This window comes from Microvirga zambiensis WSM3693 (genome assembly GCF_016735695.1).
GTDB classification, from domain to species: domain Bacteria; phylum Pseudomonadota; class Alphaproteobacteria; order Rhizobiales; family Beijerinckiaceae; genus Microvirga; species Microvirga zambiensis.
This window is the reverse complement of record NZ_JAERQD010000016.1, coordinates 37,659-64,273: the sequence shown is the minus strand read 5'-3', so window position 1 is coordinate 64,273 and position 26,615 is coordinate 37,659. Positions and strand designations below refer to the sequence as shown.

Here is a 26,615-nt window from a genome sequence, read left to right as displayed (position 1 = left end):
GCATGTTTTCGCCTTATATGGCAAATCCTTAAGCAAGCAGGGATATTGCAAGTTGGCCGCGAGAAGAAGCAACAACAAACCCAGTTCCGACGCCGCTCAAGGGGGCGGCTTGGCTGGGACCTCCGTGGGTCTGATCGTTGCCATCGGCGCCTCCGGGGCGCACAGCCGGCCGGTAGAGCGCCTCCTGAGCGACCTGTCACTGGACGAGGGCATCGCGGTTGTGCTGGTCTTTCAGCACCGCGAAGCCCTGGATGAGGAGCGTTTCAGCCAGGTTTTGGCGGAACACGGGCGCGAGCTTACCCTCGCGGCGGGTGCCCCTCTCGAAAGAGGCAAGATCTACTGGCCTGCACCAAATACGATTCTGACACTTGAAGACGGGCATTTCCGAAGCCGGGCGGCTCAAGAAAATCCAGGCGAGCGCGCCACGATCGACAGTTTCCTGGTCTCTGCCGCTCACGACCAGGAAAGGGATGTTATCGGCGTCATTCTATCCGGCACGGGCGGTGACGGCATCCTCGGCTTTGCGGCGCTCAAAGAAGCTGGTGGCCTCACCTTGGCGGAGGAGACTAGCGAGGTTTCGCAGGAGAACCTTGCCGCGAGCACCAGTCCGGTCGCGCTCGCGGATTTCGTTCTGCCCGTCGAGCAGATTCCGGGACGCATCCGCCTCTACGAGCAGCACCTCAAAAACTATCGGGAAGCCGCGCGAGACGGTCATACGGCGGAGGAGATCTCCGGAGCTCTTGCGAATATCGCCACCGTGCTGCGCAACAAGACCGGCCATGATTTTCACGGCTACAAGGCCGGCACATTCCTCAGGCGTGTGCAGCGCCGGATGCAGGTCGTTCAGACCGACACCATCGAAAGCTACATGGAGGTGCTGCGCGGGCAGACTGACGAGGCTCAGGATCTCTTCAACGATCTCCTGATAGGGGTCACGCAGTTCTTCCGGGATCGCCGGGAATTCGAACTTCTTGAAGAGAAGGTCATCCCCAAGCTCTTCGAAGGCAAGACCCGCAACGACAACCTGAGGGTCTGGGTGCTCGGCTGCTCTACGGGCGAAGAGGCCTATTCCATCGGCATCCTCCTGCGAGAGCACATGGCGAAGCTCGACACGGTGCCTCACGTGCAGATATTCGCCAGCGACATAGACGGCCGCGCCCTCGCAACGGCAAGGGTGGGACGCTATACGGAAGCCATCACCAAGGATGTGACGCCCGAACGGCTGGCGCGCTGGTTCGTCAAGGAGGGCAACACCTACTCCGTGGTAAAGGAACTGCGGGAGATGTGCATCTTCTCGCAGCACAGCGTGGTCAAGGATGCACCCTTCTCGCGCCTCGACCTGATCTCCTGTCGCAACCTGCTGATCTATCTCAACGGCGATCTTCAGGACCGGGTGATCCCGCTGTTTCATTTCGCCCTGCGTCCGGGCGGCTTCCTGTTCCTGGGGAACTCCGAGAACATCTCACGCCACACGAGGCTCTTCGCCCCGATCGATCGCGGTTTTCGCATCTTCCAACGTCTTGAGACATCGGTCCGGGTCATGCCGGACTTCCCATTCACGGCAGCAGACCGACGACCGCCCGAGAACGCTCTGCCGTCTCGGCCACGCCCGATCGAGGGCAACCTTGCCCGCCAGGCGGAGACCATCGCCGAGCGCTATGCCCCAGCTCATGTTGTGATCGATCAGAACTTCGACGTCCTGCACTTCTCGGGCAGAAGCGGTCGCTACATCGAGCCGGCCGGCGGCGCAGCTAGCCTCAATCTGCTGAACCTGATCCACAGCGATCTGCGCCTCGACCTCCGCGCTGCGCTGACGAAGGCTGCCGAGGAGCACGAACCTGTGCAGGTCGATGGCCTCTCCCTCGGGACGAACGGCAACCACCGGATCGTTGACCTCGTGGTTGAACCCATGGGTGACCAGCCGAACTCGAGACCCGGCTATGTCGTCATCTTCAAGGACAGCACTGCCCGACTTGAAGAAGTCAGCCGCGACACGTCGAACACGGTCTTTCAGGATGAGCATCTGCAGCGGCTTGAGGCCGAGTTGCGGGTGACCCGTGAGCGTCTTCAGGCCACGATCGAGGAACTCGAGAGCACGAACGAGGAGCTGAAATCCTCGAACGAGGAATACCAATCGCTCAATGAGGAGCTTCAATCCGCCAACGAGGAACTGGAAACCTCGAAAGAGGAATTGCAATCCGTCAACGAAGAGCTGACCACCGTCAATGGCGAACTCGCCCATCGCGTGCAAGAACTGGGGCGCGCCAACAGCGACCTGAAGAACCTGCTGGAAAGCACGCAGATCGCCACGATTTTCCTCGATAACGACCTGCGGGTGATGAACTACACGCCCGCCGTGGCCGAAATTTTCCATCTCGTCGAAACCGACATCGGTCGCCTGATCGCCCACATCAAATCGCGCGTCGGCTATGATGAACTGCAGGAGGACGCACGGCGCGTTGCCCGGACCCTGGGAAGCATCGACCGGGAGGTCGAGGACCTGTCATCGGGCACGCGCTACATGGTTCGCGTGCTACCCTATCGCAGCGTCGACAACTATATCGGCGGGACGGTGATTACGTTCACCGATATGACCCCGCTCACGAAGGCTCAACAAGCGCTCCGGGAGAGCGAGGAGCGGTTTCGTGCCATCGTCACCCAATCCACGATCGGCATCGCCGAGACGCGGGACAGCACGCTGACCTACGTGAACGACCGGTTCTGCGCCATGATCGGCAGCAGCGCCGAGGCTCTCATCGGGAGAGCTATGAGGGAGATCATCCACCCCGACGATGCTGATCGAAGTGCGGCTCTTCTGGAACATCTCCATTACACGGGCGAGCCGTTTGTCCTTGACGCCCGCTACGTTCGACCAGATGGAATCAGCGTATGGGCGCTGACGAGCGTTAGCCCGCTCAAGGACTCCAGAGGACGCATCACGGGCGGCTCGGTCGCCTGCATCGACATCTCGGACCGACGGCAGGCCGAAGAGGCCCTGCGCGAGAGCGAACGCAACACCAAGACGCTTCTGGCGGAGCTTCAGCACCGGGTCCGTAACACGCTGGCCGTGGTTCGCTCCATCACCCGACGGACGGCGGCGACAAGCAATACGATCGAGGATTACGCCATGCATCTCGAAGGGCGCATCGATGCCTTTGCCCGCACGCAGACCATGGCGACCCGCGTTCCGGATGCGGGTGTCGACCTGGAGGAGTTCATCCGCGAAGAATTGCTCTCCCTCACGATCCAGGATGAAAAAAAGGCTCATATCGAAGGTCCTCCCGTACGCCTGCGCTCCAAGGCAGCCGACGCCGTCGGGCTGGCGATCCATGAATTGGCGACCAATGCTCTCAAGTATGGTGCTCTGTCACAGGATAACGGCCATATTGACGTGATCTGGAAAGTGGAGGGGTCCGATGGAGACCGGAAGCTCACGCTGGAGTGGCGAGAAAGCGGTGTGCACATCGTCGGTGCAGCGCCGCGACGGCGAGGCTTCGGCTCTGAACTGATCGAGCAGACCCTCGGTTATGAACTGGATGCGGAAACGGAATTGGAGTTTACGCCCGGCGGCGTGCACTGCATGATCAGGGTGCCGCTCAACGAGCAGACCGGGACAATGGAAGCTTCGCAACGGTGGGATCATTCCAGCATGGAGGACCATCAAGATGAGCGTGACCGGCAGCGCGAGAGCTGAAAAGCCCGACCTGTCTGGCCTTCGGGTGCTCCTGGTCGAGGATGAGTATTTCCTGGCGGATGATCTCTGCCAGGTTCTTCAACGATGTGGAGCTGAAGTCGTCGGCCCAGTGCCCAGCTTGGCGAAGGCCATGCCCCTCGCCGAGAATGAAGACCTCACTTGCGCTATATTGGACATCAATTTGCGCGGCGAGAGCGGCCTCGTTATCGCGGAGGCGCTTCACAGGCGGAATGTACCCTTCATCTATACAACGGGTTATCGGAACACGACTATCGCAGAGGCTCTCAAGGGAGCAGCCCACCTGGAGAAGCCGTTCAGACCGGAGGCACTGCTCGACGCGGTCGCCGAGATCGCCCGCCGCAACAGCATTCTCTGAACGCTCATCAGCTCAGATCGCAGAAAGACAGCAGCCCGCTATGGCCTCGATTGCATACCGATACTGATGTCTGGACGGCATCGCCGATTCTATTGAATAATTTCCTTTTCAAGACTGTTCATGGAACATCGATGTCCTGACTATTGAGGATCCCTTGATCCCAACTGCGGACTTGATGGTCGCTCGGACTCCGCCATTCCCTTGAGCGAATCCAGGGCAAAATCCGGCGACAGGCGGAACTGGATCCACTCCTGCCTCACCCGCCTGACGAGCTTGGGCGGGTCAACGCGCTCTTGGCCCAAGATCCGCCTGAGGACGGGCAAGAGCGCGTTCGTGCCGGGCAATTGCGCTCAGTATGAGTTGGCGGTGCTCCTGCCAAGTCGTCATGGTTTCTTCCAGCAGCCGCAACAGATCTCTGGCCAGAGCAGTATCGTAGCCTTCCCGGCTCATCTTCTGGATCAAGGCGATCTGCTCGGCGATGCGCTGCTCGCCCGCGGCAAGATGTCGATCCGCCACGATCAGGTCTTCGCGTTCTCGCTGGAGGGCGTCGGTCATGGCGACACTCCTCGGCCCTGCAGGCGGGAGCGCACGTCTCTCTCAGCCACCGGCGCCTACGGGTTCGGATCTGCCGATGATAGAGGCACTATACGACTTATGGGGTGGCGAACGTTAGGCTTATGATGTGCGTTAATAACTTTATTGCCCTGCCCTGGGACGGCCATGTATTCACCTCGCTACGATAAGGCAGCCGAATACCGACGGCAGGCTCAGGAGGTCCGGGACCTAGCCCGCCAAATCTCCATCAACGATGCCCGCACCCAGCTTCTTGAGACCGCCATGCATCTGGAGGCGCTCGCTGAAGAGGAAGAGCGCCAAGCTCGGACAGTGACTCCTGTCCAAATCCTCGGCGAACGTGAAGCATAGGAGACCCGAGTTTCTGATCGAGCGTTCGAGAACGCGGCGCCCCGGCGTTTCAACGTTTGGCTAACTCTAATTGTCTGGAGTGGGGTTAACCTGTCACCTTCCAACTGCCCACCAAACGTCGGCTCGTAAGCACCGAAGCGGACCAAATGCTTACGTCTTACGAATGCCAGGTGCAGTCATTCCGCGGCTTTCGGAACTGGGTCTGGCTTGGAGGCCGCCTTGGGAGCGGGCGTTCCCCGCAGCCGTTCCCGGGTCCGCTGCACCACCACGTACAGAGGCGGAATGACGAAGATCCCAAGCAGCGAGGCGAAAAGCATGCCTCCGAAGACCGAGGTTCCCACCCCGCGCCGGCTCAGGGCCGCGGCTCCTTCCGCGATCACCAGGGGGATCAGCCCCAGGATGAACGCGAAGCTCGTCATCATCACGGCGCGGAACCGCAGCCTCGCGCCTTCCAGCGCAGCCTCCTCGATCGGCGTGCCCTTGTCGCGCAGATCCTTGGCGAACTCGACGATCAGAATCGCGTTCTTGGCGGCGAGAGCGATCAGAACGACGATGCCGATCTGCGCATAGACGTCGTTCGGCCGACCCAGCAGCCACAGGAAGAACATCGCGCCGGCCAGGCCGACGACGACCGACAGCAGCACCCCGATCGGAATCGAGAAGCTCTCGTACAATCCGGTCAGGAAGAGGTAGGCGAAGAGGACCGCGAGGGCGAGAATGAAGCCGGTCTGGCCCGCCGCCTGCTTCTCCTGAAGGGCCGTGCCCGACCATTCGTATCCGTATCCTGCGGGCAGGGTCGCGGAGATGCGCTCCATCGCGGCGATGGCCTCGCCCGAGGATCGTCCCGGCGCCGCCGATCCGTTGATGGTGACGGCCCGGTAGTTGTTGTAGCGGTTGATCGCGGCCGGTCCGAGATGCTGCTCGGCGTCGGCGAGGGCCCGCAGCGGAACCATTGCACCCGAGGCGCTGCGCACATTGATGCGATAGATATCCTCAACATTCCTCCGGTCTGCGGCTTCGCCCTGGATGATGACCTGCCACGTGCGTCCGAACACGTTGAAGTCGTTGACGTACAATCCGCCGAGGGTCGCCTGGAGCGCCTGGAAGATATCGCTCGGGAGAACGCCCAGGGTCTGCGCCTTCTCGCGGTCGATATTGAGGAAGAGCTGCGGGTTGTCCGTCGAGAACGTGCTGAACACGTTGCTCAGTTCCGGCTGCTGGTTCGCGGTCGCCAGGAGGCCGCGCATGGTGGCGGCGAGTTCCTGCGGCGTGCGACCCTGAAAGTCCTGAAGCTGGTATTCGAAGCCTCCCGCCGTGCTCAATCCGATGATCGCGGGCAAGTTGAAGGGAAGGACGAGGGCTTCCCTGATCCCGAGCGTTTCCCGGCGGACGTGATCGATCAGCGCTCCGACCTGCATCGATGGCTCGGTGCGCTCGCCGAAGGGCTTCAGCAGAACGATCATGAAGGCACTGTTCGACTGCGCCAGGCCGTTGAGGAGGGAGTAGCCGATGATGGTCGTGACATCCGACACGGCGGGCGTCGTCTTGATGATCTGCTCGACCTGTTCCGTCGCAGCGGTCGTGCGTCCGACCGTCGATCCGTCGGGCAACCGGACCTCGACGAAGAATGCGCCCTGGTCCTCTTCGGGCAGAAAGCCCGTGGGCGTTCGCGATCCGAAGAAATAGACCGCGAGGCCGGCGATCGCCACGAAGGCAATGCCCAGGAACGCCCGACGGGTCAGGACGGCCACTGAACTGCCATAGACGTCGCGCACGCGGTCGATACCCCTCGATATATATCCCATGATCCCGCCCTGCCCGGTGCGCGGCTTGAGCAGGATCGAACAGAGGGCGGGGCTCAAGGTCAGGGCGTTGAGAGCCGAGATCAGCATGGCGACCGAGACGGTCACGGCGAACTGCTGATACAGCTGTCCGGTAATCCCCGGAATGAATCCGACCGGCACGAACACCGACAACAGCACCAGCGTGATCGCGATGATGGGCGCCGTGATCTGGCCCATCGCGATCTTCGTCGCCTCCGGCGCGGGCAATCCGGTATGCTCCATCACGTGCTCGACGTTCTCGACCACGACGATCGCATCGTCCACCACGATCCCGATCGCCAGGACCATGGCGAGAAGGGAGATGGTGTTGGCGCTGAAGCCGAGCGCCAGAAGGACGGAGAAGGTGCCGATGAGCGACACCGGCACGGCGATCATCGGAATGATCGTGGCGCGGAAGTTGCCGAGGAACAGGAACACCACCAGCACGACCAGGACGAAGGCCTCGCCGAGGGTGCGGACGACCTCGTGGATGGTGTCCGTGACGAAGACCGTCGTGTCGTAGGTGATCTTGTAGTCGACCCCTTCCGGAAAGCGGGCCTTGAGGCGCTCCAGCGTAGCGCGGATCTGGGCGGTGGTCGCGACCGCATTCGAGCCCGGCGCCTGGAAGATGCCGATATTGGCGGCGGGCCCGCCATTGAATCGTCCCGTCGTGTCGCTCGACTGTGCTCCGAGCTCGACGCGGGCGACATCGCGCACCCTGACCACGGAGCCGTCCGGATTGGACCGGATGATGATGTTCTCGAACTCCGCCGGCGTGCTCAGTCGCCCTTGCGTCTGAAGCGGGAGCTGAAGCTGCTGATCGTCGGGCATAGGCGGCCCGCCGAGCCGTCCCACCGCTGCCTGGACATTCTGGCTCTGGATCGCCTTGACGACATCGCTCGGCGCAAGGCCGAGGCTCGTCAGCACGTCGGTCTGAAACCAGATCCGCATGCTGTAGTTCTCGGAGCCGTACAGAAGGGCCTGCCCGACACCGGGGACGCGGGCGATCGTATCGATGATGTTGATGATGCCGTAATTTGCCAGGAACAGGGCATCCCGCTGCCCGTCCGGCGAATACAGCGCGATCATCTGGAGCAGTGCGGGCGACTGTTTCTTCACTGTGAGCCCCTGCTGCCGCACGTCGGACGGGATCTTCGGCTCGGCGAGGCTGACGCGGTTCTGGACGTTGACTGTGTTGATGTCCGGGTTCGTTCCCACAGTGAAATAGACGTTGAGGGTATAGCTGCCGTCGTTGCCGCTCACGGACCGCATGTAGAGCATGTTGTCGACGCCGTTGACCTGCGACTCGATCGGCTGCGCGATGGTGGTCTCGACGACATCGGCGCTGGCGCCGGGATAGCGGGCGGTGACGCTGACCTGCGGCGGTACGATATCGGGGAACTGGGCGATCGGGATTCGCGTGATCGCGATGAGGCCTGCCAGTGTGATGACGATCGAAATGACGATGGCGAGGCGCGGGCGGTCGACGAAGATCGCTGACAGCATGGCTTATCCCTTGGACCCGACAGCCGGAATCTCCGCCGCATCGACCTCCATGCCGGGACGGATCTTCTGGATTCCGTCCACGACGACGCGGTCGCCGACCTGCAAGCCCTCGAGAACGACGACATCCGGGCCCTGGACGGGACCCGCCTTTAGGCGTCTGGTCTGGACCTTCGAGTCCGGTCCGACCACGTAGACGTAGGATCCGGCCTGATCGTTGAGCAGCGATCTCTGGGGAACGAGAATGACCTGGTCTGGATTGGGACCCTCGACCCGCACGCGCACATACTGGCCGTCCACGAGCAGTCTGTCCGTGTTGGGAAAGACGGCCCTGATCGTCAGGGTATCGGTCGAACGGTCGACCGAGACGTCGCCGAAATTGATGGTGCCGGTCTGGTCGTAGATCGAGCCGTCGGAGAGCTGGAGCCGGACGACACCCTGTTCGGCCTTCTCGCCCCGCTCCTCGAGGCGGCGCCTGATCGCCAGGATCTGCCGCTGGCTCACGGGGAACAGCACATGGATCGGGTCCTGGCTGACGATGGTCGCGAGCGCTCCGGCATCGGGGCCGACGAGAGCCCCGACCTGGAACGCCGACAGCCCGATGCGACCATCGATCGAGGCAAGGATCCTGGTATAGCCGAGGTTGATCTCGGCCTGCCTGAGAGCCGCCTGAGCCTGGAGGACCTCGGCCTCGGCGATGCGCTTCTGGGCCTGGCGCTCGTCGTACACAGCCTGCGAGATCGTTTGCCGAGGCAGCAGTTCGGCCGCGCGGGCGAGCTGGACGGTCGCGTTCTCCGCCTTCGCCTGGGCCGCGGCAAGGTCCGCCTTGCGCTGTTCGACCTGGGCCTCGTAGCTGTCGGGCTCGATCGTGAAGAGCAGGTCCCCGGCCTTGACGTCCTGACCTTCGCGGAAGTTCACGCTCGCGAGATAGCCGGTGACGCGAGCCCGCACATCGACGCGGGCAACGGCGGAGACCCGGCCCGTGAAGCTCAGTCCTGCCGTGATCGGGCTCAGAGCGAGGGTCGTGAACGACACGGCAGGCTTGGGCGGGGCCTGAGCCAGAGCGATGCACGGGGTCAGGAGCATGAGCAGAAAGGCCAGCCGAATCCGCATGGACCACACTCCCACGGCCGCTATCAACGTTGCGCCGGTCGTCTACTCCCGTTGAGACTACGGGAGGCTCCGGCGAGGTTAGGTCATGCCAACACTGACAATCAAGCTAACACCTGAGACGGGCAGAATTCGGGCCACGGTCAGCCGAGGGCTCCGTCCAGACGGACGAATGTCAGTAACGGGTCAAACTCTGAAGCTTCCTAGCCCGCCGGCCCGTAAGACCCCACGCGGCATCTACGAGCATCCCCGCGAGGTCGCACGCTCATTGAGAGGCACGTCGGCCTTCGGGCGGTCACGGCAAGATCGCAAGCGCATCGAGAGGCTGTTTGCCCATATCAAGCGAATTCTGAAGATGGGACGCCTGCGGCTGCGAGGTCCATGCGGCGCTCACGACGAGTTCCTGTTGGCGGCCACTGCCCATAACCTGAGAAAGCTCGCCAAGCTGGTCACTTCATTAGGGCCTCAGATGACCCAAGGAGCCTGAGAAGATCTGAAAGGCTCACCTCGGACCCAACGTCAACGAAGCGAGCTTTGTCGCTGTCCTAGCCGGTCTGGACGCCGACTTCCTCGACGCAATCTGCCAGAACGAGACGTTAGTGCACGCGTCGTTCGTCCGACGCGGCGCCAGGGATGAAATCGCAGAAGGTCAGAACAGCATCTCGCGTATGATCTTCCAGCTTTCCGCATCGGGAGCGCAAATGATGCCGCCCTCTCGGAGGGTCGGCTGATAGGAGGATCCGTCAAACCGTGCGGAGTAACCACCGGCCTCACGATGGAGCAGCCAGCCTGCCGCGTGATCCCAGGGCATCAGCTTCGAATACACGAGGAAATGGCAGTGTCCGGCAGCCGCCATTCGATATTCGTGCGCCGCGCAGCGATAGCATGCAACGGCGCCGAAGCCGGCGAGGTTCGCAGCCACATTTGAGCGCAAGGGCAAAGGCATATGATGCAGGGAAGCGCACCCCGCCATACCATGAATCGGAGCGGGGGCTGCGATCCGAAGGTCGACGCGTCTGTTGCCAGGTCGTTCGATCCAGGCTCCTTCTCCACGAACAGCCACTGCGGTATCGTTTCCAACCGGATCGTGAATCCAACCGGCAACGACTTCCCCTCTCATCACCGCGGCCACCATCACCCCGAACAGTGGAAGACCTGAGGCAAAATTCTTTGTGCCGTCGACCGGATCGATCAGGAAAGCCAGATCGGCATCCGCCAGTTTGTTCAGCAAGGTCGGATCCCGCTCAGTGGCTTCCTCGCCAATCAGGACGGCGCGCGGAAAGATCTGCCTCAACCCTCTGGCAATCATCCGCTCGGCGGCCTCATCCGCATCCGTCACAAGGTCCATAGCCGAGGATTTTTGCCGAACCTCACGATCGGACAGATTTCGGAAGCGAGGCATGATCTCGGCCCGCGCCGCTTCGCGGAGGAGCTGATCCACCGCTTCGATATCATGGGTTGAGAGTGGCATGTGGAGCTCAGCTTATTCCCGTCAATCGCACGAGCGAGTTCTTCAGACCGGGCGTGCAGCCGAGCACGATATTGCCTTCGCGCAGTCCCGCATTCGCGAGAAAGTCGTTCACCCAGCCGCCCGCCTCCTCGATCAACAGCAGCCCGGCCAAAGCATCCCACGAGTTCATGTGCAGCTCGCAGTAGCCGTCAATCCGTCCCACGGACACATAGGCCAGGGCGAGAGCACCCGATCCGCCACGGCGGACTCCGGCTCCATCAGCCAGGATCCGGTCCACCATCTCGACATACTGGCTGAGTGGCAGCCTAGTCGACCAGCCTGCCTCGATGGTGGCAGAGTGCATATCGCTTAGTCCGCTGACACGGATCGGCTCGCCGTTCAGGGTCGCGCCCTTCCCACGCTCCGCCGCGAATAGCTCGTCCTGCATCGGATCGTAGATGATCCCGATCTGGGTCCGGCCGTCGCGGACATAGGCAATGGAGATGCAGAACTGCGAGATCCCGCGCACGAAATTTGCCGTGCCGTCGATCGGATCCACCACCCAGACGTCGTTGTCGAACGATCCGCCGCCCTCTTCGCCGAAGAAGGAATCCTCCGGGAAGCTCTCGAGCAGGCGCCTGCGCAACAGGCCCTCCACCTCGGCATCGACGGCCGAGAGATAGTCCTGATTGCCCTTGAGGTTGATGCCCGTCGTGCCAGGTCGCCCGTCGAACCGGCGGCGAGCCAAGGCGCCCGCCTCGCGCGCCACTGCGCATGCAACGGAGAGTCTGAGGTCGGATTTCTCAGCTGCGGGCAAAGTGGCGGGGTCCGCGGCCCTGGCAATGGTGGAGACGTGCATGAAGCTTGATCCTGCTTACTGGCTTGAGGAAACGGGCTGTTGCGCCGGATGCTTCTCACGCTCGATCCGCCGGATCCAAGCAGCGGCATGGCGCGCGGCCTCGATCAGCATAGGCTTTGGCGTCTCCATCCATTCGTCGGGGTGGAGCTCGCGCGTGATGCGCAGATGATCGATGGCCGCATCGAGACTCGGGAAGCGGTCAGGCAATTGGATGTGGATGTACAAGGCCGCGAGGATCACGGATCGGCTGCGACCTCCGCGGCAATGCAGCAGGACATTGCCGCGGCGGCGATGCGGATAGGTGTAGCGGTCGGGCAGCTGCTGATGCAGGGCGCCGTCGAGCAGGTAGTACCCGGCGAGCAGCATCGTGTCCGGATTGCCCGCATCGTCGATGAGACCCAGCTTGTAGTTCCGAACCGGTCCGTGCGGCGAGGCGATGTCCGATGCTCCGACGCCGGCTGTGTAGTCGATATCGAGATTGACAGCGCAGTTCACCACGATGGCGATGTCGTTGCTCTCGAGCATCTCCCTATCCGAGGCCGCATTCGCGTCCCCGACATAGAGCTTGACGCCGAATGGCGGAAGATCGTCGACGATCAGGCTCATCGGAGGACGGGGAAAGTTGAATTGGGTTGCCATCTCAAATCCTGAATTCATCATCATATCGCCGCGTCAGACCGATCGGCCGGCCGCGGAGTTATCGTATTTCTCGCCTTCCCTTCGCCGGGCTCCCATCAGGCCGCGTGGGAGGCTCCGAGAACAGGCTGTTCCAACGGGATGAGCTTCCCGTTGGCTTTATCGAAGAAAGTGAGCTGGTCGGCTGTAAACTCGATCCAGATGTTCTTTTTCGGCAGAGAGGTTTCAAAGCGCGGGATGAGAGCCGTGATCCGGTGTCCCTTGACCGAGAGCGAGATGATCGTCTGCGATCCGGTCGGTTGGACGATGTCGACCTCGGCCGGAAGACTATGCGGCCCCTGCCGTTCGACGATCGCGATGTTTTCCGGGCGAATGGCGAAGGTTACCGGGCCATCCGCGTCCTGCAATCTTGCAGGAACGGGAATGTCTGTGTTGTCGAAGCTGACAACCCGTTCGCTTCCGACTGTCTTAAGAACTCCGTCAAGAAGGTTGATTCTCGGATCACCGATGAACTCGGCAACGAAGAGGTTGGCCGGGTTGTGATAGATTTCGTAGGGCGAGCCCTGCTGCTGGATGACGCCATCCTTCATCACCACGATGATGTCCGACATGGTCAGCGCCTCGACCTGGTCATGCGTAACGTAGACCGTCGTGGCCTGCAGCTCGCGGTGGAGGCGCTTCAGTTCGGTCCGCATCTCCGTTCTCAGCTTCGCATCGAGGTTGGATAGCGGCTCGTCCATGAGCAGGATCGAGTTGCGTGCCGCGATCAGGCGGGCCACGGCCACACGCTGCTGCTGACCGCCCGAGAGTTCGGATGGATAGCGATCTGCAAGTCCGGTCAATTGGACCTTCGCGAGCGCCTCAGCAAGGCGCTCCTTAATCACCTGTGCCGGCTGCTTTGCTTCCGACAACGCCAGGGTGATGTTGCGGTCGACCTTCATGTTGGGCCACAGGGCATAGCTTTGGAAGATGAAGCCGAGTCCGCGTCGCTCGGGCGAAACAAAGACGCCCGTTCCGCTGGAATAAACCGTCTTCCCGCCAAGCACGACCTCGCCCGTCGTCGCCTGCTCAAGGCCGGCGATAACGCGCAAGGTCGTGGTCTTGCCGCAGCCCGACGGCCCGAGAAGGGTCACGAAGCTGCCCTTCGGAATGTCGAGGTCGAGGCTCGGAAGGGCCAGATGGCTTCCGTACGACTTGGTGATGTTTCTGAGGGTGATTTCAGACATGGGCACTCTCTCGTGCGGAAGCCAATCAGGTCGGGTTATCGGCTCGTCTCGGCCATCCAGAAGTCGCTGATCTTCGCGATGTTGTCCTTCACGAATTCAGGCGATGCGGTGAGCTTCTTGGCCTTGGGCCACATCTCGCTGTAGGGCGGCGGCGGAACGTCGGTGCGCGGCGAGAAGGTGCCGACCTGGTAGAAGGCCGCCATGCCCTGCAGAAGCTCCAGGGACTTCCCAGACCGGAACGGCGCCTTGAGTTCCGAATTGCTGTTCAGATCCTTGCTGCCCATCAGGAAGGCCACGAAGAGCTTCGCAGCGTTCGGATGCGGAGCCTGTCCGGCGACCGTCACATAGGTCGGATACGAGAACAGGGCCGATGGCGTCAGATCGTAGGGAACCGCGTTCGCGTAATTGTCGCTCTGGTTCTTGGTCAGATAGTGGATGACCGAGAATGCCATCGGAGGCTTGGCCTGGCCGCGGAGACCGACGGCGGTCGCGATCTTCGAGCTGTTGTCGGAGATCACGATGTCGTTGCCGATCAAACGGTGCAGGAACTCGTAGCCCGCGTTCTCGACGCCCGACGAGAGTTGGAGCTTCTTGCCATAGTGCTGCTCATAGGCCTTCTGCAACTCGTCGGAATGCTCGACGATGGCAGCCAGCATCATCAGTGTCGTAAGCGAACCGGCGGGCGACTTCATGGAGAAGCGGCCCTTCCATTGCGGCTCCGTCAACTCCCAGATGGTCTTGATCGGCGGCTGCGGATGGGCCTCCGCGTTGTAGAAAACGCCATAGGCCTCGATCACGTGCGTCAGAAGCGGCTCGCGATGCTCGGCCGGGATCTTATCGGTCAAATAGGACGGCACATAATTGACGACGCGGTGGTTGGGAAGCAGGTCGAACACCATCTGCTCGGTACCGCCCGAATAGACCACGTCGGCAGCATAAACGCCGGCCTGGTGCTCGCGCACGACCTTCTCGATGGTCTTCTCGGAACCGAGATCGTAGGCCTTGACCTTGATCTCCGGATAGAATTTCGCGAAGTCCTCGGCCACCTTCAGCATCGTGCCGGAGGAAGAATAGACGACGACCTCGCCCTCCTTCTTCGCGTTGGCGACCACCTCGTCCCATTTCTCGTTCTTCTGGTAGGGGCCGAGCTGGCTCTTCTGCAGCCAGGCGTCCCATTTGGGATCGGATTGCTGCGCCAGAGCCGGCGCCGCCAATGCGAGAGTCAGGGCGCCAGCCGCGAGCCAGGCTTTTGCGCTGCGAAATGTCGGTTTCATGATGGGCTTCCTCCTTCTCGTTATGTCGATTGGGACGGACCGGTCAGACCGCTCCGACCCTCGCCTTCGTTGACAAGGCACGAACGACCAGGTTGACCGCAATCACGATGGCGACGAGCAGTACGGTCGCGACGCCGACGAGCTGAGGCATATCCTGGTTCTGGTAGTTGTAGATGACGCCTGCGAGCACGTTGGTCGAAGGCGTGACGAGCAGAATGATGAGCGACAGCTCGCGCATGATGCTGATGAAGCTCAGCAGCATGCCGGAGAGGAGCCCGCCGGCGGCGATGGGCACGATGATCCGGATCATGCGGCGGACCCAGCCGATGCCTTGGACTCGAGCGGCCTCCTCCAGCGACTTGTCGATCTGCAGCAGAGCCGCAATGCCGGTACGCGATGTGAAAGGCAGCGTCTTGACCGAGCAGATCAGCACGAGCAGCGCGAAAGTGCCGTAAAGGGCGGGGATCGGCCCGAAGGGACGGGCGAACATGCCGATATAGATCGCGCCGAAGGCCAGAGCCGGAAAGATGTAGGGCAGGAAGGCCACCATCTCGAGCGCTCGCGAAGTGAGCGAGCCGCGGGTCCTGACCACCACATAGCCGATGAGGAAGCCGAAGATGCCTGTCGTCATGGCCGTGAGGAACGCGAGCTTGAGGCTGTTCCAGGTGGCGTCGATGATATTGCTGTTGTCGACGAGAGCTGCCTGCAGCTGATCGACGCCCTCGCCTCCCCCGCCGATCCAGTAATGCAGGGTCAGGTTGCTGAGGCTGTAATTGCCTGCGGTCTTGATCAGGGATTGCAGGACGAGCAGGACCAGCGGGAATGCGACCGCCGCCGTCATGAGCAGCATGACGAGAATGAAGAGCGGCCAGCGCCAGGGACCGAGATCGATCTCCTTGCTGCGGAAACCCTTGCCGGAGAGTGTCACGAAGCTCTTGCGGACGCCGATGAGGCGCTGGTTGATGAAGATGAACAGGCAGGCGAGAACCACGAGCACCAGAGCCAGCAGGAAGCCGTCGCCCGCATTGCGCGTTCCCATCGCGGCATAGATCTGCGTCGGCAGCACGTAATAGCGCACCGGCATCCCGAGTACTGCGGGAGTGCCGAACGATCCGACGACGCGGATGAAGGTCATCACCACCGCGGAACCGATGGCGGGCAGCAGCAGCGGAGCGGTGATCCACAGGAACTGCTTGAGGCGAGAGAGGCCAACCATCGCCCCCGCCTCCTCGAGCTGGCTGTCGACGCTCGTGATCGAGCTCGACACCGAGAGGTAGGAATAGACGTAGTAGTGCAGCGACAGGCAGACGATGATCGGGATGGGTCCATAGGCGATCCAGTCCGGGGGTTGCACGCCGAAGAAATAGGCGAACGCACCGGACGCCCCGCCGATACGGTCGTTCTTGAAGAACGTGATCCAGGCGAGCGCCATCACCCAGGACGGAAGCATGTAGGGGATCATCACCAGTGTGTGCAGGAAATTCCGGAACGGGATGTTCGTGCGCACGATCAGCCAAGCGAAGCCCGCGCCGAAAGCAAGGCAGATAATGGTGGCGGCAAAGGCCGTGACCAGCGAGTTGAAGAACGGCTTGTAGAAGATCGCCCAGGAGAGACGTCCGGCGAAGACGCGCTCGTAGTGAAACAGCGTGAACTCGCCCGGCTGCGCTTTGGGCAGATAGGCCCGATCATAGGGCTGAACGGTGAGGGTCTCGCGGATCAGCTCGAACAGCGGCACGAGAACCAGCGCGCCGAGCACGATGGCGAGAAGGATACCCAGAAGACGTTCGGGCTGGGTGAAAGAATGCCAGAGGCGGCCTGCGAGGGCTCGTGCCGAGGATACGCTCGATGGGGTCTGCGCCGGTGCCGCCGAACTCGTCATTCCGCTATGTCCTTCCACGAGCCGAATGCCGGCCCGAAAAGCATTTCCCCAATCGCGTCTGACAATTCGGATGCTCTCGTCCGACTGGGCGGAAGGGCGGTCAGATCGCTGAGCTGTCCCCTCATGAGGCGAAGCTTCGAAAGATTTGCACACGTGTGCAAAGGTTGCAAGAGGTCTTCGGAATAAGAATGTCGTCTTCGGATCAGACGGTGGAACGAACAGTCGCTCGTTCGACAAGCTCTACGGGAAGAACCTCGTGCGCCAAGGGAGCCATGCCCTCGCCGCTCATTTCCCGTTCGATGGCAGCGAGAACGGACCCGGTGAGGTCACTCATCGACTGTCTCACGGTCGTCAGGCGGTAGGATGCCCATGCCGATTGCGGGATGTCGTCGAAGCCGATGACCGAGAGATCCTCGGGAATGCGACGTCCCATCATGCGCGCACCGTCGAGGAAACCCAGCGCCATGAGATCGGTAACACAGAAAACGCCATCGAGGTCATGAGAGGCGAGCAGCCCCCTCGCCGCCTCGACGCCGGTCTCATACAAAGTGTTGCCCGAGGCCCAGACAGCCGGTTCGATTCCAGCGTCCTTAATCCAGTCGACGAAGGTGCCGCGGCGACGGATCTGGGTGGGCGTCTGGGCTCCGCTGCCGACGACACCGATACGCCGGCAGCCGGCTTGGAGAAGGCGCTCTGCCGCGATGCGGGCGCCGCCGATATCATCGCTGATGATCGTATCCGCTTCAGTGTCGTCCGCCTGTCGATTGACCAGGATCACCCGCACGCCATTGGCCATGCACTCATCGATGATCGACGTGGGAGGCGAACCGGACATCACGACAATGGCCCGCACACGGAACTCCAGGATGAGCTCGATCAGCGGCGTGATCCCCTGCTCCGCCTCGGCGGCATTCAGGAGCAGGCATTGCATGCCGCGCCTGAGGAGCGCACGGCTCAACTCGTCGAGCTGGCGTGCCATGAAGGGCAAGGACAAGTTGGCGCCGACGACCCCGACCAGATTGGACTGGTCGCTGATCAGACTCCGGGCCAGGCGATTGACCCGATAACCAAGGGTCTTGGCGGCTTCCTGGACACGATGCCTCACATCGGCGGAGACGCTGGCGCCGGGCGTGAAGGTACGCGAAACGGCCGAGCGGGAGACACCGGCGAGCCGCGCCACGTCCTCGGACGTGACGAAGCTTCGCGCTGTGCGGTCACGTTTCAGATGGTCTTCATGACCTGAAGACATGTCTACGGGGGCTTGCTCCGCGTCCATTGATGCTCTGTTTGCGTTCGATGGCCAATATTTGGGGTGCCTCGAAACCGACGAGAGAAATCTATGCACACGTGTTCAGCATAGGCAAGCGCTCGGGAGATTCGGCCCCCATTGATAGGGCGGTCCCATCCAATGGAGGAAGTGGATCGCTGCTTAGTCGGGTGTGTCCAGCGTTGCGAGACTGCCAGTCACATTGAAGGCCTTCAGCCTCGCCGTTCCATTGAGATCCAACACCGTCAGGCTTCCAGGCTCCACGGGAATGAGGCGGTCGGGCTCTAATCCGATCAGAACCGACAGCGCCGCTCGGATGGCGCCGCCATGGGTCACCACCACTGTCGTTCCCTCGTCCGGAAGGGCATCAAGAGCCCTGCCGATCCGCTCCTTGAACGCCTGCCAGGGCTCGGCGCCGGGCGGGTCGAACCGGGCGGCCCGCCACGCCTGATACTCGGCCGGATCGAGTTCGGCCTTGGCCTTTCCCTCCCAATTCCCCAGGCTCGCCTCGCGCCAGGACGGGTCCAGCACCAGCGGGTCGAGACCGAGAACCCCCGCCGTCTCCCGGGCGCGCCGCAGATCGGATGAATAGGCAGCCTGCGGACCCAGCTCCCGCACGAGCGGCGCGATCGCGGCGGCCTGTCGCTCTCCCTGTGGCGACAGGCTGATGTCCTCCTGGCCTTGCAGCACGCGCCGCGCATTCCACGCCGTTTCGCCGTGCCGCACCAAAACCAATCTCTTCATGAGCGCCGAATTCCTTTCTCATCGAATACGCCGTCCGGCTCGGACGGCAGGCGAATGCCGATCGGCTCTCCGATGGCGAAGCGGTGCATGCGATCGATGACCGCCGTCAGCCTTGTCTCACCCACGAGCGCTGTCACCATCGTGCGTCCAGCCAATGGAACGGACTCGACCACCTCGGCCCGCACTGCATTCTCCGCGCCGTGGTCAGTCACGCCGAGCCGCTCAGCCCGGTACATCAGCTGAGCGGATCCTGCATCTTGCGAAGGCCCGAGCCTGACGCCAGCGAAGAACCATGAGCCATCCACAGCCGTGACCGGCACCAGATTTGCCGGAGGCGTACCGATGAAGGTGGCCACGAAGGCGGTCCGTGGATTATGCAGCAGCTCGTCCGGCGAGCCGAACTGGTCCACGCGCCCATCCTTCAGCACGGCGACATGGGTCGCCATGGTCAGGGCCTCGACCTGATCGTGCGTGACATAGACGCTTGTCGCTCCCGTCGCTCGATGCACCCGCATCAGCTCCGTCCGCATCTCGACACGCAGCTTCGCATCGAGATTCGACAGCGGCTCGTCGAACAGAAGGATCTTGGGCCGTGGTGCGATCATTCGGGCGATGGCGACGCGCTGCTGCTGGCCTCCTGAGATCTCGTTCGGATAGCGCTCCGCCAGGTGATCGATGGCCATGAGCTTCAACACCTCGGCGACGCGCGCCTTGCGATCAACGCCGGACCATTTGGCCACCTTCAGCGGCCACTCGACATTCGCCGCGACTGTCATGTGCGGCCACAAGGCGTAGGATTGGAACACCAAGCCGCAGTCGCGGTCCGCAGGCCCTCGAATGATCCCGCGCGAACCGCTGGCCACCTCCCGCCCCTCGAATATGATCGATCCGCCGGTCGGTATCTCTAGTCCCGCCAGCATGCGCAGCATCGTGCTCTTGCCGCAGCCGGACGGTCCGACCAGCACGAGAAACGAGCCGCGGGGAACCGTGATGTTGACGTCCGAGACAGCCTTGAAAGTTCCATAGGTGCGCTCGAGATGGCTGATCTCGATGGCTGGCACCTGCGCTTGAGGCATGTCCGTACCCTCTTGCCTCTCGCGAATATGAATGTTCATCGAGTCTCTCCACGATCTTCGTCGAGCCACGGCTCTGCCTTGCCCTGCAGGCGCTGCGCCAGCAATGTCGACGCAAGCGCGACGACGGTGATCAGCGCCGTGATGGCATTGCCGAACTGCAGGAAGCCTTCCGAGGCATACCGGTAGGCTAGGACGCTCAAGACAGGCGTTGCCGGCGTGAACAGCAGCACGACAAGGGACAGGTCTCTCAGGATCTTGACGAAGGTGAGAACTCCCCCCGCCATCAGGGACCGCGCGGTAAGCGGCAGAAAAATCGCCAGCAGCCGCCGCGGAAATCCGGCTCCCGTCATGCGAGCCGAGTCCTCCAACTCGCCTGCCACCTGCTCCATCGCAGCGCGCCCGGATTGGACGGTGAAGGGCAGCGTGTAGGCCGCCCCAGCGATGACGAGGAGCGCGAACGTGCTGTAAAGAGCCGGGAACGGTCCGATGGGGGCGCCGAACAATGCGATATAGGCCGCGCCGAAGGCGATGCCCGGCACGAGTGCCGGCAGAAAGGCAAGCTGGTTAAGCAGGCTGCCTATGGCATGCCGCTTCAGACGTGTGATGCCATAGGCGATCGCCAAGCCGAGCACCATCGAGACCACCGCAACCGATGCGGCAAAGGCCAGCGTCATTCCGATGGCGCTCAGGGTCTCGGGGTTGCGCAGGATCCCGGCCTGACCCTGAGCATAGGCGGGATCGGAACCGCCGATCCAGAAATGCAGCGTGTAGCCTGAGAAAATGTCGCCGGTGCGAAGTGTCAGGCTCGATACCAGCAGAGCCAGAAGCGGCATCAAGGTCGTCAGCGCGAGGATCAGAGCGGCAAACGCCAGCAACGGCCAGCGCCACGGCCCCAGAGTAAAGCGCCGCTTGCGCCCGCCTTTACCCGAAATCGTCGCGAACGACCGTCGACCGGCCATCACACGGTTCGATGCCCAGAGCACGAGCGCCGCGACGGCGATCAGCACGATGGCCAGCACATAGCCCCGTTCCACCTGACCGGTGGAGATCGCACCGTACAGGCGTGTCGACAGCGTATGCATGCCCACCGGAAGCCCAAGGATAGCCGGTGCCGCGAAATTCGAGACAGCGCCCGCGAAGGCCAGGGAGCCTGCCGACAGGATGGCCGGGATGACCACCGGCAGCGTGATGCCGATCAGGATGCGGGACGGACGCGCTCCCGTCATGGTTCCGGCTTCGATGAGGTCGGCATTCACGGAGGCAAGGGCTGCGGCGATGAGCAGAAAGGCAAGCGAGTAATAATGCGCGATCAGCACCAGGAGCGTGGGCGTCATACCCCAAGCGAGCCAATCCGGAACGGCGATCCCCAGTTCGGCCAGCACGCCCACCTGACCGCCAACCCGTTCATTGCGGAAGATGACGCCCCAAGCGAAGGCAGCCGCAAAGCTTGGGATCATGTAGGGAAGCGTCGCCAACACGCCGATCGTGCGCCGGAAAGGCACGTCAGTCAGAACGACGAGCCAGGCTAGAAAGCCGCCGACGGCAATGGTGCCCAGAGCCACGAGAACCCCGATGACCATCGTGTTGGCAAGCGGCGACCATAGGAAGTTCTGTGCGATGCGGCCGGCGAAGACCTGCTGCCAGACGCTAAGCCCCCTTCCCTCGCTTACCGTCGCCAGCGCGACGGTAAGCAGGGGAGCGGCAACGAGAACGGCAAGAATGGCACAGAGTGCAAGGCCGAGCATCAGGGTCGGGGACATTCCCCGTCGCCAGCCTGAAGCGACCGGCCAAGTCAAAGCTGTCATGCCGTCTCTCCCGTCAGCCGATCATTTCAGGGACAGGATGAAGTCGGACACGTCCTGCCGTACACCGGCCGTCTTGATCGGGTCCATACGCCAGGCGCGGAACTGATCGAGAGGGATCGCATCCTTGGGCTGCTGAATATCCGTTCGCGTGGCGTAGTCCCCCGGAACGTAGAAGGGCGCAAAGCCCGGACCACCCGTTGGACTATCGTCGCCCATCATGAAGCGGATCAGAAGTCGCGCCGCTGCCGGGTTCTTGGTTCCCTTTACGACGCTGAGATAAGCCGGAAACAGGATACCGGGCGACGGCTCGACGGCGTTCGCCACCTGAAGAGCGCGGCTCTCCTTGGCATTGTCGCGCCGGTCGGAATAGGTGGTGATGCCAATCGGAGGATTGGCCTGCCCTTTCTTGCCGACGGCATCATTGACCGCGTCCGTATTCCTGACCAGCACGGGACCATTCGCCCACAAGGCTGCAATCCACTGCTCGCCGGCATTCCTGTTGGCTTTGTCGAGCACGAACGGCTTGCCGAACGCAGCCTGGTAGGCCTTTTCCATATCGGACGAACGGAGCACGACTTCCGCCATGAAGTCGAGATAGTCGCCGCGCAGGTTCGGATCGACGAGCACGACCTTGCCCTTCCACTCGGGCTTGGTCAGTTCCCACAGATTGCGCACAGGCGGACCGCTCGGATTTGCCTCTTCATTGTACATGAGCACCTTGGTCGAGAGCCGGTTGGCGAGAAGCGGCTTCTCGTGCTCATCGGGCACGCGAGCGGCGATATCGGTCGGCACGTAGGGCAGGAGCATGCCTTTCGCGACGAGTTCCGTATAGACGACGGGCGCATCGGAAACGTAAGCGACGTCGGCATTGACCACGCCGGCCTGCGCTTCCGACTTCAGTCGCGCGATCATCTGGGTGGATGAGACGTCGAGCGGTACGACATCGATCCCCGGATAGGCAGCTTCGAAGGCCTTCTCGATCTGTGCGATGCGACTGGTGAAGGCATAGACGGTGACCTTCCCTTCCTTCTGCGCAAGGGGCAGCAGCTCCGCTGCGGTCATCGATTCGAGATTCTGGGCCTGGGCCGAGCCGAGAGGCAGCAAGGCGGCGATCGCAAAAGCCGCCAGGAAGTTGCGTGTCTTCATGTTCGTCTCCTCTTTGGCAGCTCTTGTCGGCTGCTTGGTTGTTAGTCGAAGCGTTTGATCAAGGTCTCCAGCGCATCGAGCGTCGACACCGACTGGCCGCCATCGATGCGCGCGATGGTGAGAATAAGCGCGTTGCAGATCGCCATCGGCACCGTGAGCGTCAGAAACTCCTCGGCCCGGCCGCGTGGCGCGGCCAGCACATGATCGGGAGTGCGCGGAAGGCGCCGGGCGATATGATCGGCTATGACGAGCGTTGTCGCGCCGACCTGACGGGCATGATCGAGCGCTCCGGTGACCTCCCGCGGCAGACGACGGAATGCAAAGCAGACGAGCATGTCATTCCGCCCGAGCGGGATGAGCCGCTCGGCGAGTTCACGGCCCTGCCCGGTGATGAGAGAAGTGCGGAATCCTGCGCGGCGCAGGCGCCGGTCCAGAAGGTCGGCAAGGACGACGGAGTTGCCCTGCGCACAAAGGGCGATGCTACGGGCCTTCAGCATCGCCTTGGCTGCATCCTCGATGGCAGCCTGATCGATATGCTGAATCAGCCCGAGGAGGGTATCGACCTCGCTGGCAATCAGCGACGCCAGCAAGTCTCCCTCGGAACCGGCAAGCGTTTCGGCAATACGGCGCGAGGAATCCGATGCGACGATTTCGGAACGCAGGGCCGAACGCATGTCCGGGTAGCCCTCGTAGCCAAGCTTCTGGGCGAGCCGGACCGCCGCAGCCGCATGCACCCCCGCCTCGCGCGCCACTTCGGCGGCGGACAGCATCGCAGACTGGCCTGGATCGCGGAGCAATACGTCCAGGAGCCGCTGGTCCGCTTCGGTGAGCTTGTCCCGGTACCGGTCGATCTGGTTTGCAAGTGAATGTGCCATGCGCCACCTGTTATGCAACTATAATTGCATTAATCGTAGATCGCTGCAATATGCATTGCAGCACAAACTCTCGACCGCCTCCAACGGCAAGGCCGGAACCGATTCAGTCAAGCGCCTGGGTACGTCGAGCCGGGATCTCTTGCGGACGATTGCGTCGGCATTGAAGGCCCGGTCGGGGTCAAAGCGTCACGTTCCGGCCATCCAACGAGCATCGGCTCTTCAGCACCAAAGCAGACCGAACGCCTTGGTCCGGGGAATGCCTGTCGCGGCCCTTTCGCCCTATGACGACCCATGCATTTGGCGAAATTCCGCGCTATCATGCGGTATAGTCGAGCTGCAGTAATCGTGGCGCTCGCCACTTGCTCGAGGAGATGCGTCATGAGCATCGCGCCACTCACCTCCCGTCGGGACAGTACTCGCCGAGCACCTCAGCTTGCGCTGGACTACTATAAGGGCCAGTCGACCTTCAGCACCCGGAGGAGCAAGGACCATGGCGGGAGACCAGCACGAGGCGTTGATCCGCGCCTACATTGACGAGGTCTTCAACGGGCACCGTGTGGACGCCCTGGAGAAGTACTGGCATGACGATCTGACATCGAACTGGCTGGGCATGGAGGCGATCCATGGCCTGCCGGCTTGGCGCGCGGCGATGGAAGGCTTCTTCGCCGCCTTTCCGGACGCCGCCTATACCTTGGACGATCTGTTCTTCGCTGGCGACCGAGGCGTCTGGCGAGGCCGCTGGCTGGCGACCCAGCGGGGCGAATGGCAAGGGATTGCCGCGTCCGGTCGCAACGTGACCTGGACCGTTCTCATTATCGGCCGCTTCGCCGGCGGCAAGCTGACGGAGGACTGGGTCGAGCTGGACCGACTCGGCCTTTTCCAGCAGCTCGGATGCATTCCGACCGGGTCGTAGGGGTCTGGCGCAAACTCGTGGCGGTTACCGCTCGTTACGGATGCGGGCCGCAGCTGCGCCTCCGAAGCGGAGGTGGCCCATGTCGGCTCTCAGGCTTCGAAGCGGACCAAGCTCTTACGTCTCAGAAGTGTCAGGAGTTGCCCTTAGACGGGGTCGTGTCGTGACAGGTCTGGCCGGATAAATATCCGGAGCGCCCCGCTCGAGTGGCAGCATTCTTTCGGTATCGGCAACGCACTGTGGGATGCACCATGCCCCATCAGCGGTTCCTCGATTTCAATGTCACCGAAGTCGCCACCTGGCTGGTGGGCACGGCACGCGTGGCTCTCTCCCCGGTCGAGATCGTTGCCCAAACCTGTGACCGGCTCGTCGCTACAGGGATCCCGCTCTGGCGGGTGCGGGTCGGGCAGCGGCTGATCAATCCTCTGCTCGGAGCCTGGGGAGTGATCTGGATGCGCGAAACGGGAGCCGAAGAGTACACCGTCCCCCGCCGTGTCCTGGCGACAAGCGCCTTCACCGGCAGCCCCTTCGAGCATGTCATTAAGACGCGGACCCGCTTTTACCGCTCCCTGCGCGATCTCAATCCCGCCCGTGACCATCCGGTGCTGTTCGAGCTTGCTGAGGATGGCAGCACCGACTACCTGGCCCTGCCGATCATCTATGGGGATGGCTCTGTCCAGGGAGCCGCCTTCACCACCGATGCTCCAGGCGGGTTCAGTCACGAAGCCATCGCGCTGATCGAGAGGCTTAGCCCGTTCCTGGCAGCAGCGCTCGAACCTGCCGCAATGCGCCGGTCTGCCGAGAGCCTTCTGCGAACCTACCTTGGCGATGGTCCGGCCGAGCGCATTGCCGCTGGCGCTATCCGGCGCGGTGATCAGGTTGCGATCGAAGCCGCCGTGTTGCTGACCGATCTGCGCGGGTACACATTTCTCTCGGAGCAGTTGCCTCCCAATGCACTCCTGGAGCGCCTTGGCCAGTACCAGGAACTGGTGGTCACCGCGGTTCGAGCCGAGGGCGGGGATGTGCTGAAGTTCATCGGCGACGGCGTCCTTGCCATCTTTCCGGTTGAGGGCGGCGGACGGGAGACGGCGAGCACTCGCGCGCGTCGGGCCTTGGAAGCGGCCTTGATCGACGCCGAGTCGATCGCAGGGATGCACTTTGTCGGCTGCTTGCACGTTGGCCCTGTGATCTATGGCAACATCGGCAGCCCGGACCGGCTGGACTTCACGGTCGTGGGCCCCACGGTCAACTTTGTCAGCCGGCTGGAGGCGGTCGCCAAGAGCACAAACTCCACCGCGGTTTGTTCCCGGGAGGTCGCAGCATGCTTTCCGACCGACACCACCCGGCGGCTTGGAACGTTCACGCTGCCAGGGATCCCGGACGAGCAGACGGTCTTCGAACTGATCGCACCGGACCGAAGGATTAGGGACGACCAAGGACTGACCTCGAGATAAAGCCCAGAACGGAGCCCGGAACTAAATCTGGTTGACGCCGGAGCGTCGAACAGCGTCGCAGAACAGCACCGGACCGAGGGAAAGATCATGCCGGGCTACGTCTTCAACGCATCGAGTGCTGTCTGTTTTCTGGTTTGTGCAGGAATACGAATATTGTTCAATGCGAGTCGATCCCGAAAGCCGCAGCTCCTCACGCCGCTCGTTTGGGACACACTCAACCGGGTTACGCGTCGAGTGACGTCTCGATCACTCCCATCACTGATGTCGAGCACTGGGACTTTGCGGGGGACGGCTATGCAGACTGCGAGGATCACCGGCTCGTCAAGCGCAAGCGCCTCGGTTCCTCCGGGTTGTCCCGACGGGCATGACAGCCGTCATCGATAAAGATGGCGACCCGCATGCGGTCCTGATAGCGTGAACCGACCGGGGGACTTCGTCCTCGACAACAAGCGCGACATGGTCCTGCCGTGACGGCAGACCGGCTACGTCTACTTGCAGCGTGAAGGTGCCACGGGATCGACCTGTGTTTCTCTCGATGGAGCCCTCGCTTTACCTGTCTCCACGGCTGGCCTGACGAAACCGGA

20 protein-coding genes and 1 pseudogene are annotated in these 26,615 nt (G+C 62.3%); 6 read left to right on the top strand and 15 right to left on the bottom strand.

What is annotated here, in order from left to right; translation table 11 throughout:
• The first annotated feature begins 109 nt into the window (after positions 1-109).
• Together JKL46_RS14125 and JKL46_RS14120 are read left to right on the top strand one after the other, a co-directional pair.
• A complete protein-coding gene (locus tag JKL46_RS14125) occupies positions 110-3,694 on the top strand; it encodes a CheR family methyltransferase (RefSeq protein WP_201833799.1) in 3,585 nt (1,194 codons plus the stop codon).
• Positions 3,666-4,070 carry a response regulator gene (locus JKL46_RS14120; protein ID WP_201833797.1) on the top strand — a complete coding sequence of 135 codons (405 nt, stop codon included), beginning with the start codon at positions 3,666-3,668 and terminating at the stop codon, positions 4,068-4,070. Before JKL46_RS14125 ends, JKL46_RS14120 begins: the two co-directional genes overlap by 29 nt.
• Before the next feature lie 282 nt (positions 4,071-4,352).
• Here JKL46_RS14120 and JKL46_RS14115 read toward each other — a convergent pair whose 3' ends face one another.
• From JKL46_RS14115 to JKL46_RS14105, 3 genes are all read right to left on the bottom strand, one after another.
• Positions 4,353-4,625, bottom strand: a complete 273-nt coding sequence (locus JKL46_RS14115) for a hypothetical protein (RefSeq protein ID WP_201833795.1) — start codon at positions 4,623-4,625, stop codon at positions 4,353-4,355.
• A 545-nt stretch (positions 4,626-5,170) separates the two neighbouring features.
• Positions 5,171-8,323 (bottom strand): efflux RND transporter permease subunit, encoded by a 3,153-nt coding sequence (locus JKL46_RS14110; protein ID WP_201833793.1) that lies wholly within the window; start codon positions 8,321-8,323, stop codon positions 5,171-5,173.
• Positions 8,324-8,326: 3 nt separating this feature from the next.
• Positions 8,327-9,433, bottom strand: a complete 1,107-nt coding sequence (locus JKL46_RS14105; protein WP_201833791.1) for an efflux RND transporter periplasmic adaptor subunit — start codon at positions 9,431-9,433, stop codon at positions 8,327-8,329.
• A gap of 199 nt (positions 9,434-9,632) precedes the next feature.
• Between JKL46_RS14105 and JKL46_RS14100 the strand changes: the two are divergent.
• Positions 9,633-9,917 (top strand): annotated as a pseudogene (locus tag JKL46_RS14100) (transposase); the annotation flags it as partial.
• Between the two features lie 162 nt (positions 9,918-10,079).
• Here the strand turns inward: JKL46_RS14100 and JKL46_RS14095 are convergent.
• The 12 genes from JKL46_RS14095 to JKL46_RS14040 all read right to left on the bottom strand — a co-directional run bounded on the left by JKL46_RS14095 (position 10,080) and on the right by JKL46_RS14040 (position 23,667).
• Positions 10,080-10,901 carry an inositol monophosphatase family protein gene (locus JKL46_RS14095; protein WP_201833787.1) on the bottom strand — a complete coding sequence of 274 codons (822 nt, stop codon included), beginning with the start codon at positions 10,899-10,901 and terminating at the stop codon, positions 10,080-10,082.
• A gap of 7 nt (positions 10,902-10,908) precedes the next feature.
• Entirely contained in the window at positions 10,909-11,739 is an 831-nt protein-coding gene (locus JKL46_RS14090; protein WP_201833785.1) for an inositol monophosphatase family protein, read from the bottom strand.
• A 15-nt stretch (positions 11,740-11,754) separates the two neighbouring features.
• Positions 11,755-12,378, bottom strand: coding sequence for a protein-tyrosine phosphatase family protein (locus JKL46_RS14085; protein ID WP_201833783.1), 624 nt, complete (start codon positions 12,376-12,378; stop codon positions 11,755-11,757).
• Positions 12,379-12,473: 95 nt separating this feature from the next.
• Positions 12,474-13,601, bottom strand: a complete 1,128-nt coding sequence (locus tag JKL46_RS14080; RefSeq protein WP_201833781.1) for an ABC transporter ATP-binding protein — start codon at positions 13,599-13,601, stop codon at positions 12,474-12,476.
• Positions 13,602-13,636: 35 nt separating this feature from the next.
• Positions 13,637-14,875: an ABC transporter substrate-binding protein gene (locus JKL46_RS14075; RefSeq protein ID WP_201833779.1), complete on the bottom strand. Its 1,239-nt coding sequence runs from the start codon at positions 14,873-14,875 to the stop codon at positions 13,637-13,639.
• 43 nt (positions 14,876-14,918) lie between these two features.
• Positions 14,919-16,754, bottom strand: a complete 1,836-nt coding sequence (locus JKL46_RS14070) for an ABC transporter permease (protein ID WP_201833777.1) — start codon at positions 16,752-16,754, stop codon at positions 14,919-14,921.
• A gap of 202 nt (positions 16,755-16,956) precedes the next feature.
• Positions 16,957-18,003 carry a LacI family DNA-binding transcriptional regulator gene (locus tag JKL46_RS14065; protein ID WP_246529312.1) on the bottom strand — a complete coding sequence of 349 codons (1,047 nt, stop codon included), beginning with the start codon at positions 18,001-18,003 and terminating at the stop codon, positions 16,957-16,959.
• A gap of 180 nt (positions 18,004-18,183) precedes the next feature.
• Complete coding sequence (locus JKL46_RS14060) at positions 18,184-18,765, bottom strand: histidine phosphatase family protein (protein ID WP_201833773.1); 582 nt, start codon at positions 18,763-18,765, stop codon at positions 18,184-18,186.
• A complete protein-coding gene (locus JKL46_RS14055) occupies positions 18,762-19,841 on the bottom strand; it encodes an ABC transporter ATP-binding protein (protein ID WP_201833942.1) in 1,080 nt (359 codons plus the stop codon). The genes JKL46_RS14060 and JKL46_RS14055 overlap by 4 nt, the downstream gene beginning before the upstream one ends.
• Before the next feature lie 35 nt (positions 19,842-19,876).
• Positions 19,877-21,646: an ABC transporter permease gene (locus JKL46_RS14050; protein ID WP_201833771.1), complete on the bottom strand. Its 1,770-nt coding sequence runs from the start codon at positions 21,644-21,646 to the stop codon at positions 19,877-19,879.
• Between the two features lie 21 nt (positions 21,647-21,667).
• Positions 21,668-22,792 (bottom strand): ABC transporter substrate-binding protein, encoded by a 1,125-nt coding sequence (locus JKL46_RS14045; RefSeq protein WP_201833769.1) that lies wholly within the window; start codon positions 22,790-22,792, stop codon positions 21,668-21,670.
• Between the two features lie 41 nt (positions 22,793-22,833).
• Complete coding sequence (locus tag JKL46_RS14040; RefSeq protein ID WP_201833767.1) at positions 22,834-23,667, bottom strand: MurR/RpiR family transcriptional regulator; 834 nt, start codon at positions 23,665-23,667, stop codon at positions 22,834-22,836.
• 490 nt (positions 23,668-24,157) lie between these two features.
• Here JKL46_RS14040 and JKL46_RS14035 point away from each other — a divergent pair, with 490 nt between their 5' ends.
• The 3 genes from JKL46_RS14035 (at position 24,158) to JKL46_RS37190 (ending at position 26,399) form a co-directional block, all read left to right on the top strand.
• Entirely contained in the window at positions 24,158-24,580 is a 423-nt protein-coding gene (locus JKL46_RS14035) for an ester cyclase (RefSeq protein ID WP_201833765.1), read from the top strand.
• A gap of 248 nt (positions 24,581-24,828) precedes the next feature.
• Positions 24,829-26,031, top strand: coding sequence for an adenylate/guanylate cyclase domain-containing protein (locus tag JKL46_RS14030; RefSeq protein WP_201833763.1), 1,203 nt, complete (start codon positions 24,829-24,831; stop codon positions 26,029-26,031).
• A gap of 134 nt (positions 26,032-26,165) precedes the next feature.
• Positions 26,166-26,399: a transglutaminase-like cysteine peptidase gene (locus JKL46_RS37190; RefSeq protein ID WP_484502699.1), complete on the top strand. Its 234-nt coding sequence runs from the start codon at positions 26,166-26,168 to the stop codon at positions 26,397-26,399.
• Positions 26,400-26,615: the final 216 nt, after the last annotated feature.

What these genes read in the sequence shown, in the direction of transcription:
- JKL46_RS14075 (WP_201833779.1), bottom strand. Translation starts at nt 14,875, where the DNA reads ATGAAACCGACATTTCGCAGCGCAAAAGCCTGGCTCGCGGCTGGCGCC.
- JKL46_RS14070 (WP_201833777.1), bottom strand. Translation starts at nt 16,754, where the DNA reads ATGACGAGTTCGGCGGCACCGGCGCAGACCCCATCGAGCGTATCCTCG.
- JKL46_RS14040 (WP_201833767.1), bottom strand. Translation starts at nt 23,667, where the DNA reads ATGGCACATTCACTTGCAAACCAGATCGACCGGTACCGGGACAAGCTC.
- JKL46_RS14060 (WP_201833773.1), bottom strand. Translation starts at nt 18,765, where the DNA reads ATGAAGAGATTGGTTTTGGTGCGGCACGGCGAAACGGCGTGGAATGCG.
- JKL46_RS14035 (WP_201833765.1), top strand. Translation starts at nt 24,158, where the DNA reads ATGGCGGGAGACCAGCACGAGGCGTTGATCCGCGCCTACATTGACGAG.
- JKL46_RS14120 (WP_201833797.1), top strand. Translation starts at nt 3,666, where the DNA reads ATGAGCGTGACCGGCAGCGCGAGAGCTGAAAAGCCCGACCTGTCTGGC.
- JKL46_RS14085 (WP_201833783.1), bottom strand. Translation starts at nt 12,378, where the DNA reads ATGGCAACCCAATTCAACTTTCCCCGTCCTCCGATGAGCCTGATCGTC.
- JKL46_RS14110 (WP_201833793.1), bottom strand. Translation starts at nt 8,323, where the DNA reads ATGCTGTCAGCGATCTTCGTCGACCGCCCGCGCCTCGCCATCGTCATT.
- JKL46_RS14105 (WP_201833791.1), bottom strand. Translation starts at nt 9,433, where the DNA reads ATGCGGATTCGGCTGGCCTTTCTGCTCATGCTCCTGACCCCGTGCATC.
- JKL46_RS14050 (WP_201833771.1), bottom strand. Translation starts at nt 21,646, where the DNA reads ATGACAGCTTTGACTTGGCCGGTCGCTTCAGGCTGGCGACGGGGAATG.
- JKL46_RS14055 (WP_201833942.1), bottom strand. Translation starts at nt 19,841, where the DNA reads ATGCCTCAAGCGCAGGTGCCAGCCATCGAGATCAGCCATCTCGAGCGC.
- JKL46_RS14090 (WP_201833785.1), bottom strand. Translation starts at nt 11,739, where the DNA reads ATGCACGTCTCCACCATTGCCAGGGCCGCGGACCCCGCCACTTTGCCC.
- JKL46_RS14045 (WP_201833769.1), bottom strand. Translation starts at nt 22,792, where the DNA reads ATGAAGACACGCAACTTCCTGGCGGCTTTTGCGATCGCCGCCTTGCTG.
- JKL46_RS14080 (WP_201833781.1), bottom strand. Translation starts at nt 13,601, where the DNA reads ATGTCTGAAATCACCCTCAGAAACATCACCAAGTCGTACGGAAGCCAT.
- JKL46_RS14115 (WP_201833795.1), bottom strand. Translation starts at nt 4,625, where the DNA reads ATGACCGACGCCCTCCAGCGAGAACGCGAAGACCTGATCGTGGCGGAT.
- JKL46_RS14065 (WP_246529312.1), bottom strand. Translation starts at nt 18,003, where the DNA reads ATGTCTTCAGGTCATGAAGACCATCTGAAACGTGACCGCACAGCGCGA.
- JKL46_RS14030 (WP_201833763.1), top strand. Translation starts at nt 24,829, where the DNA reads ATGCCCCATCAGCGGTTCCTCGATTTCAATGTCACCGAAGTCGCCACC.
- JKL46_RS14095 (WP_201833787.1), bottom strand. Translation starts at nt 10,901, where the DNA reads ATGCCACTCTCAACCCATGATATCGAAGCGGTGGATCAGCTCCTCCGC.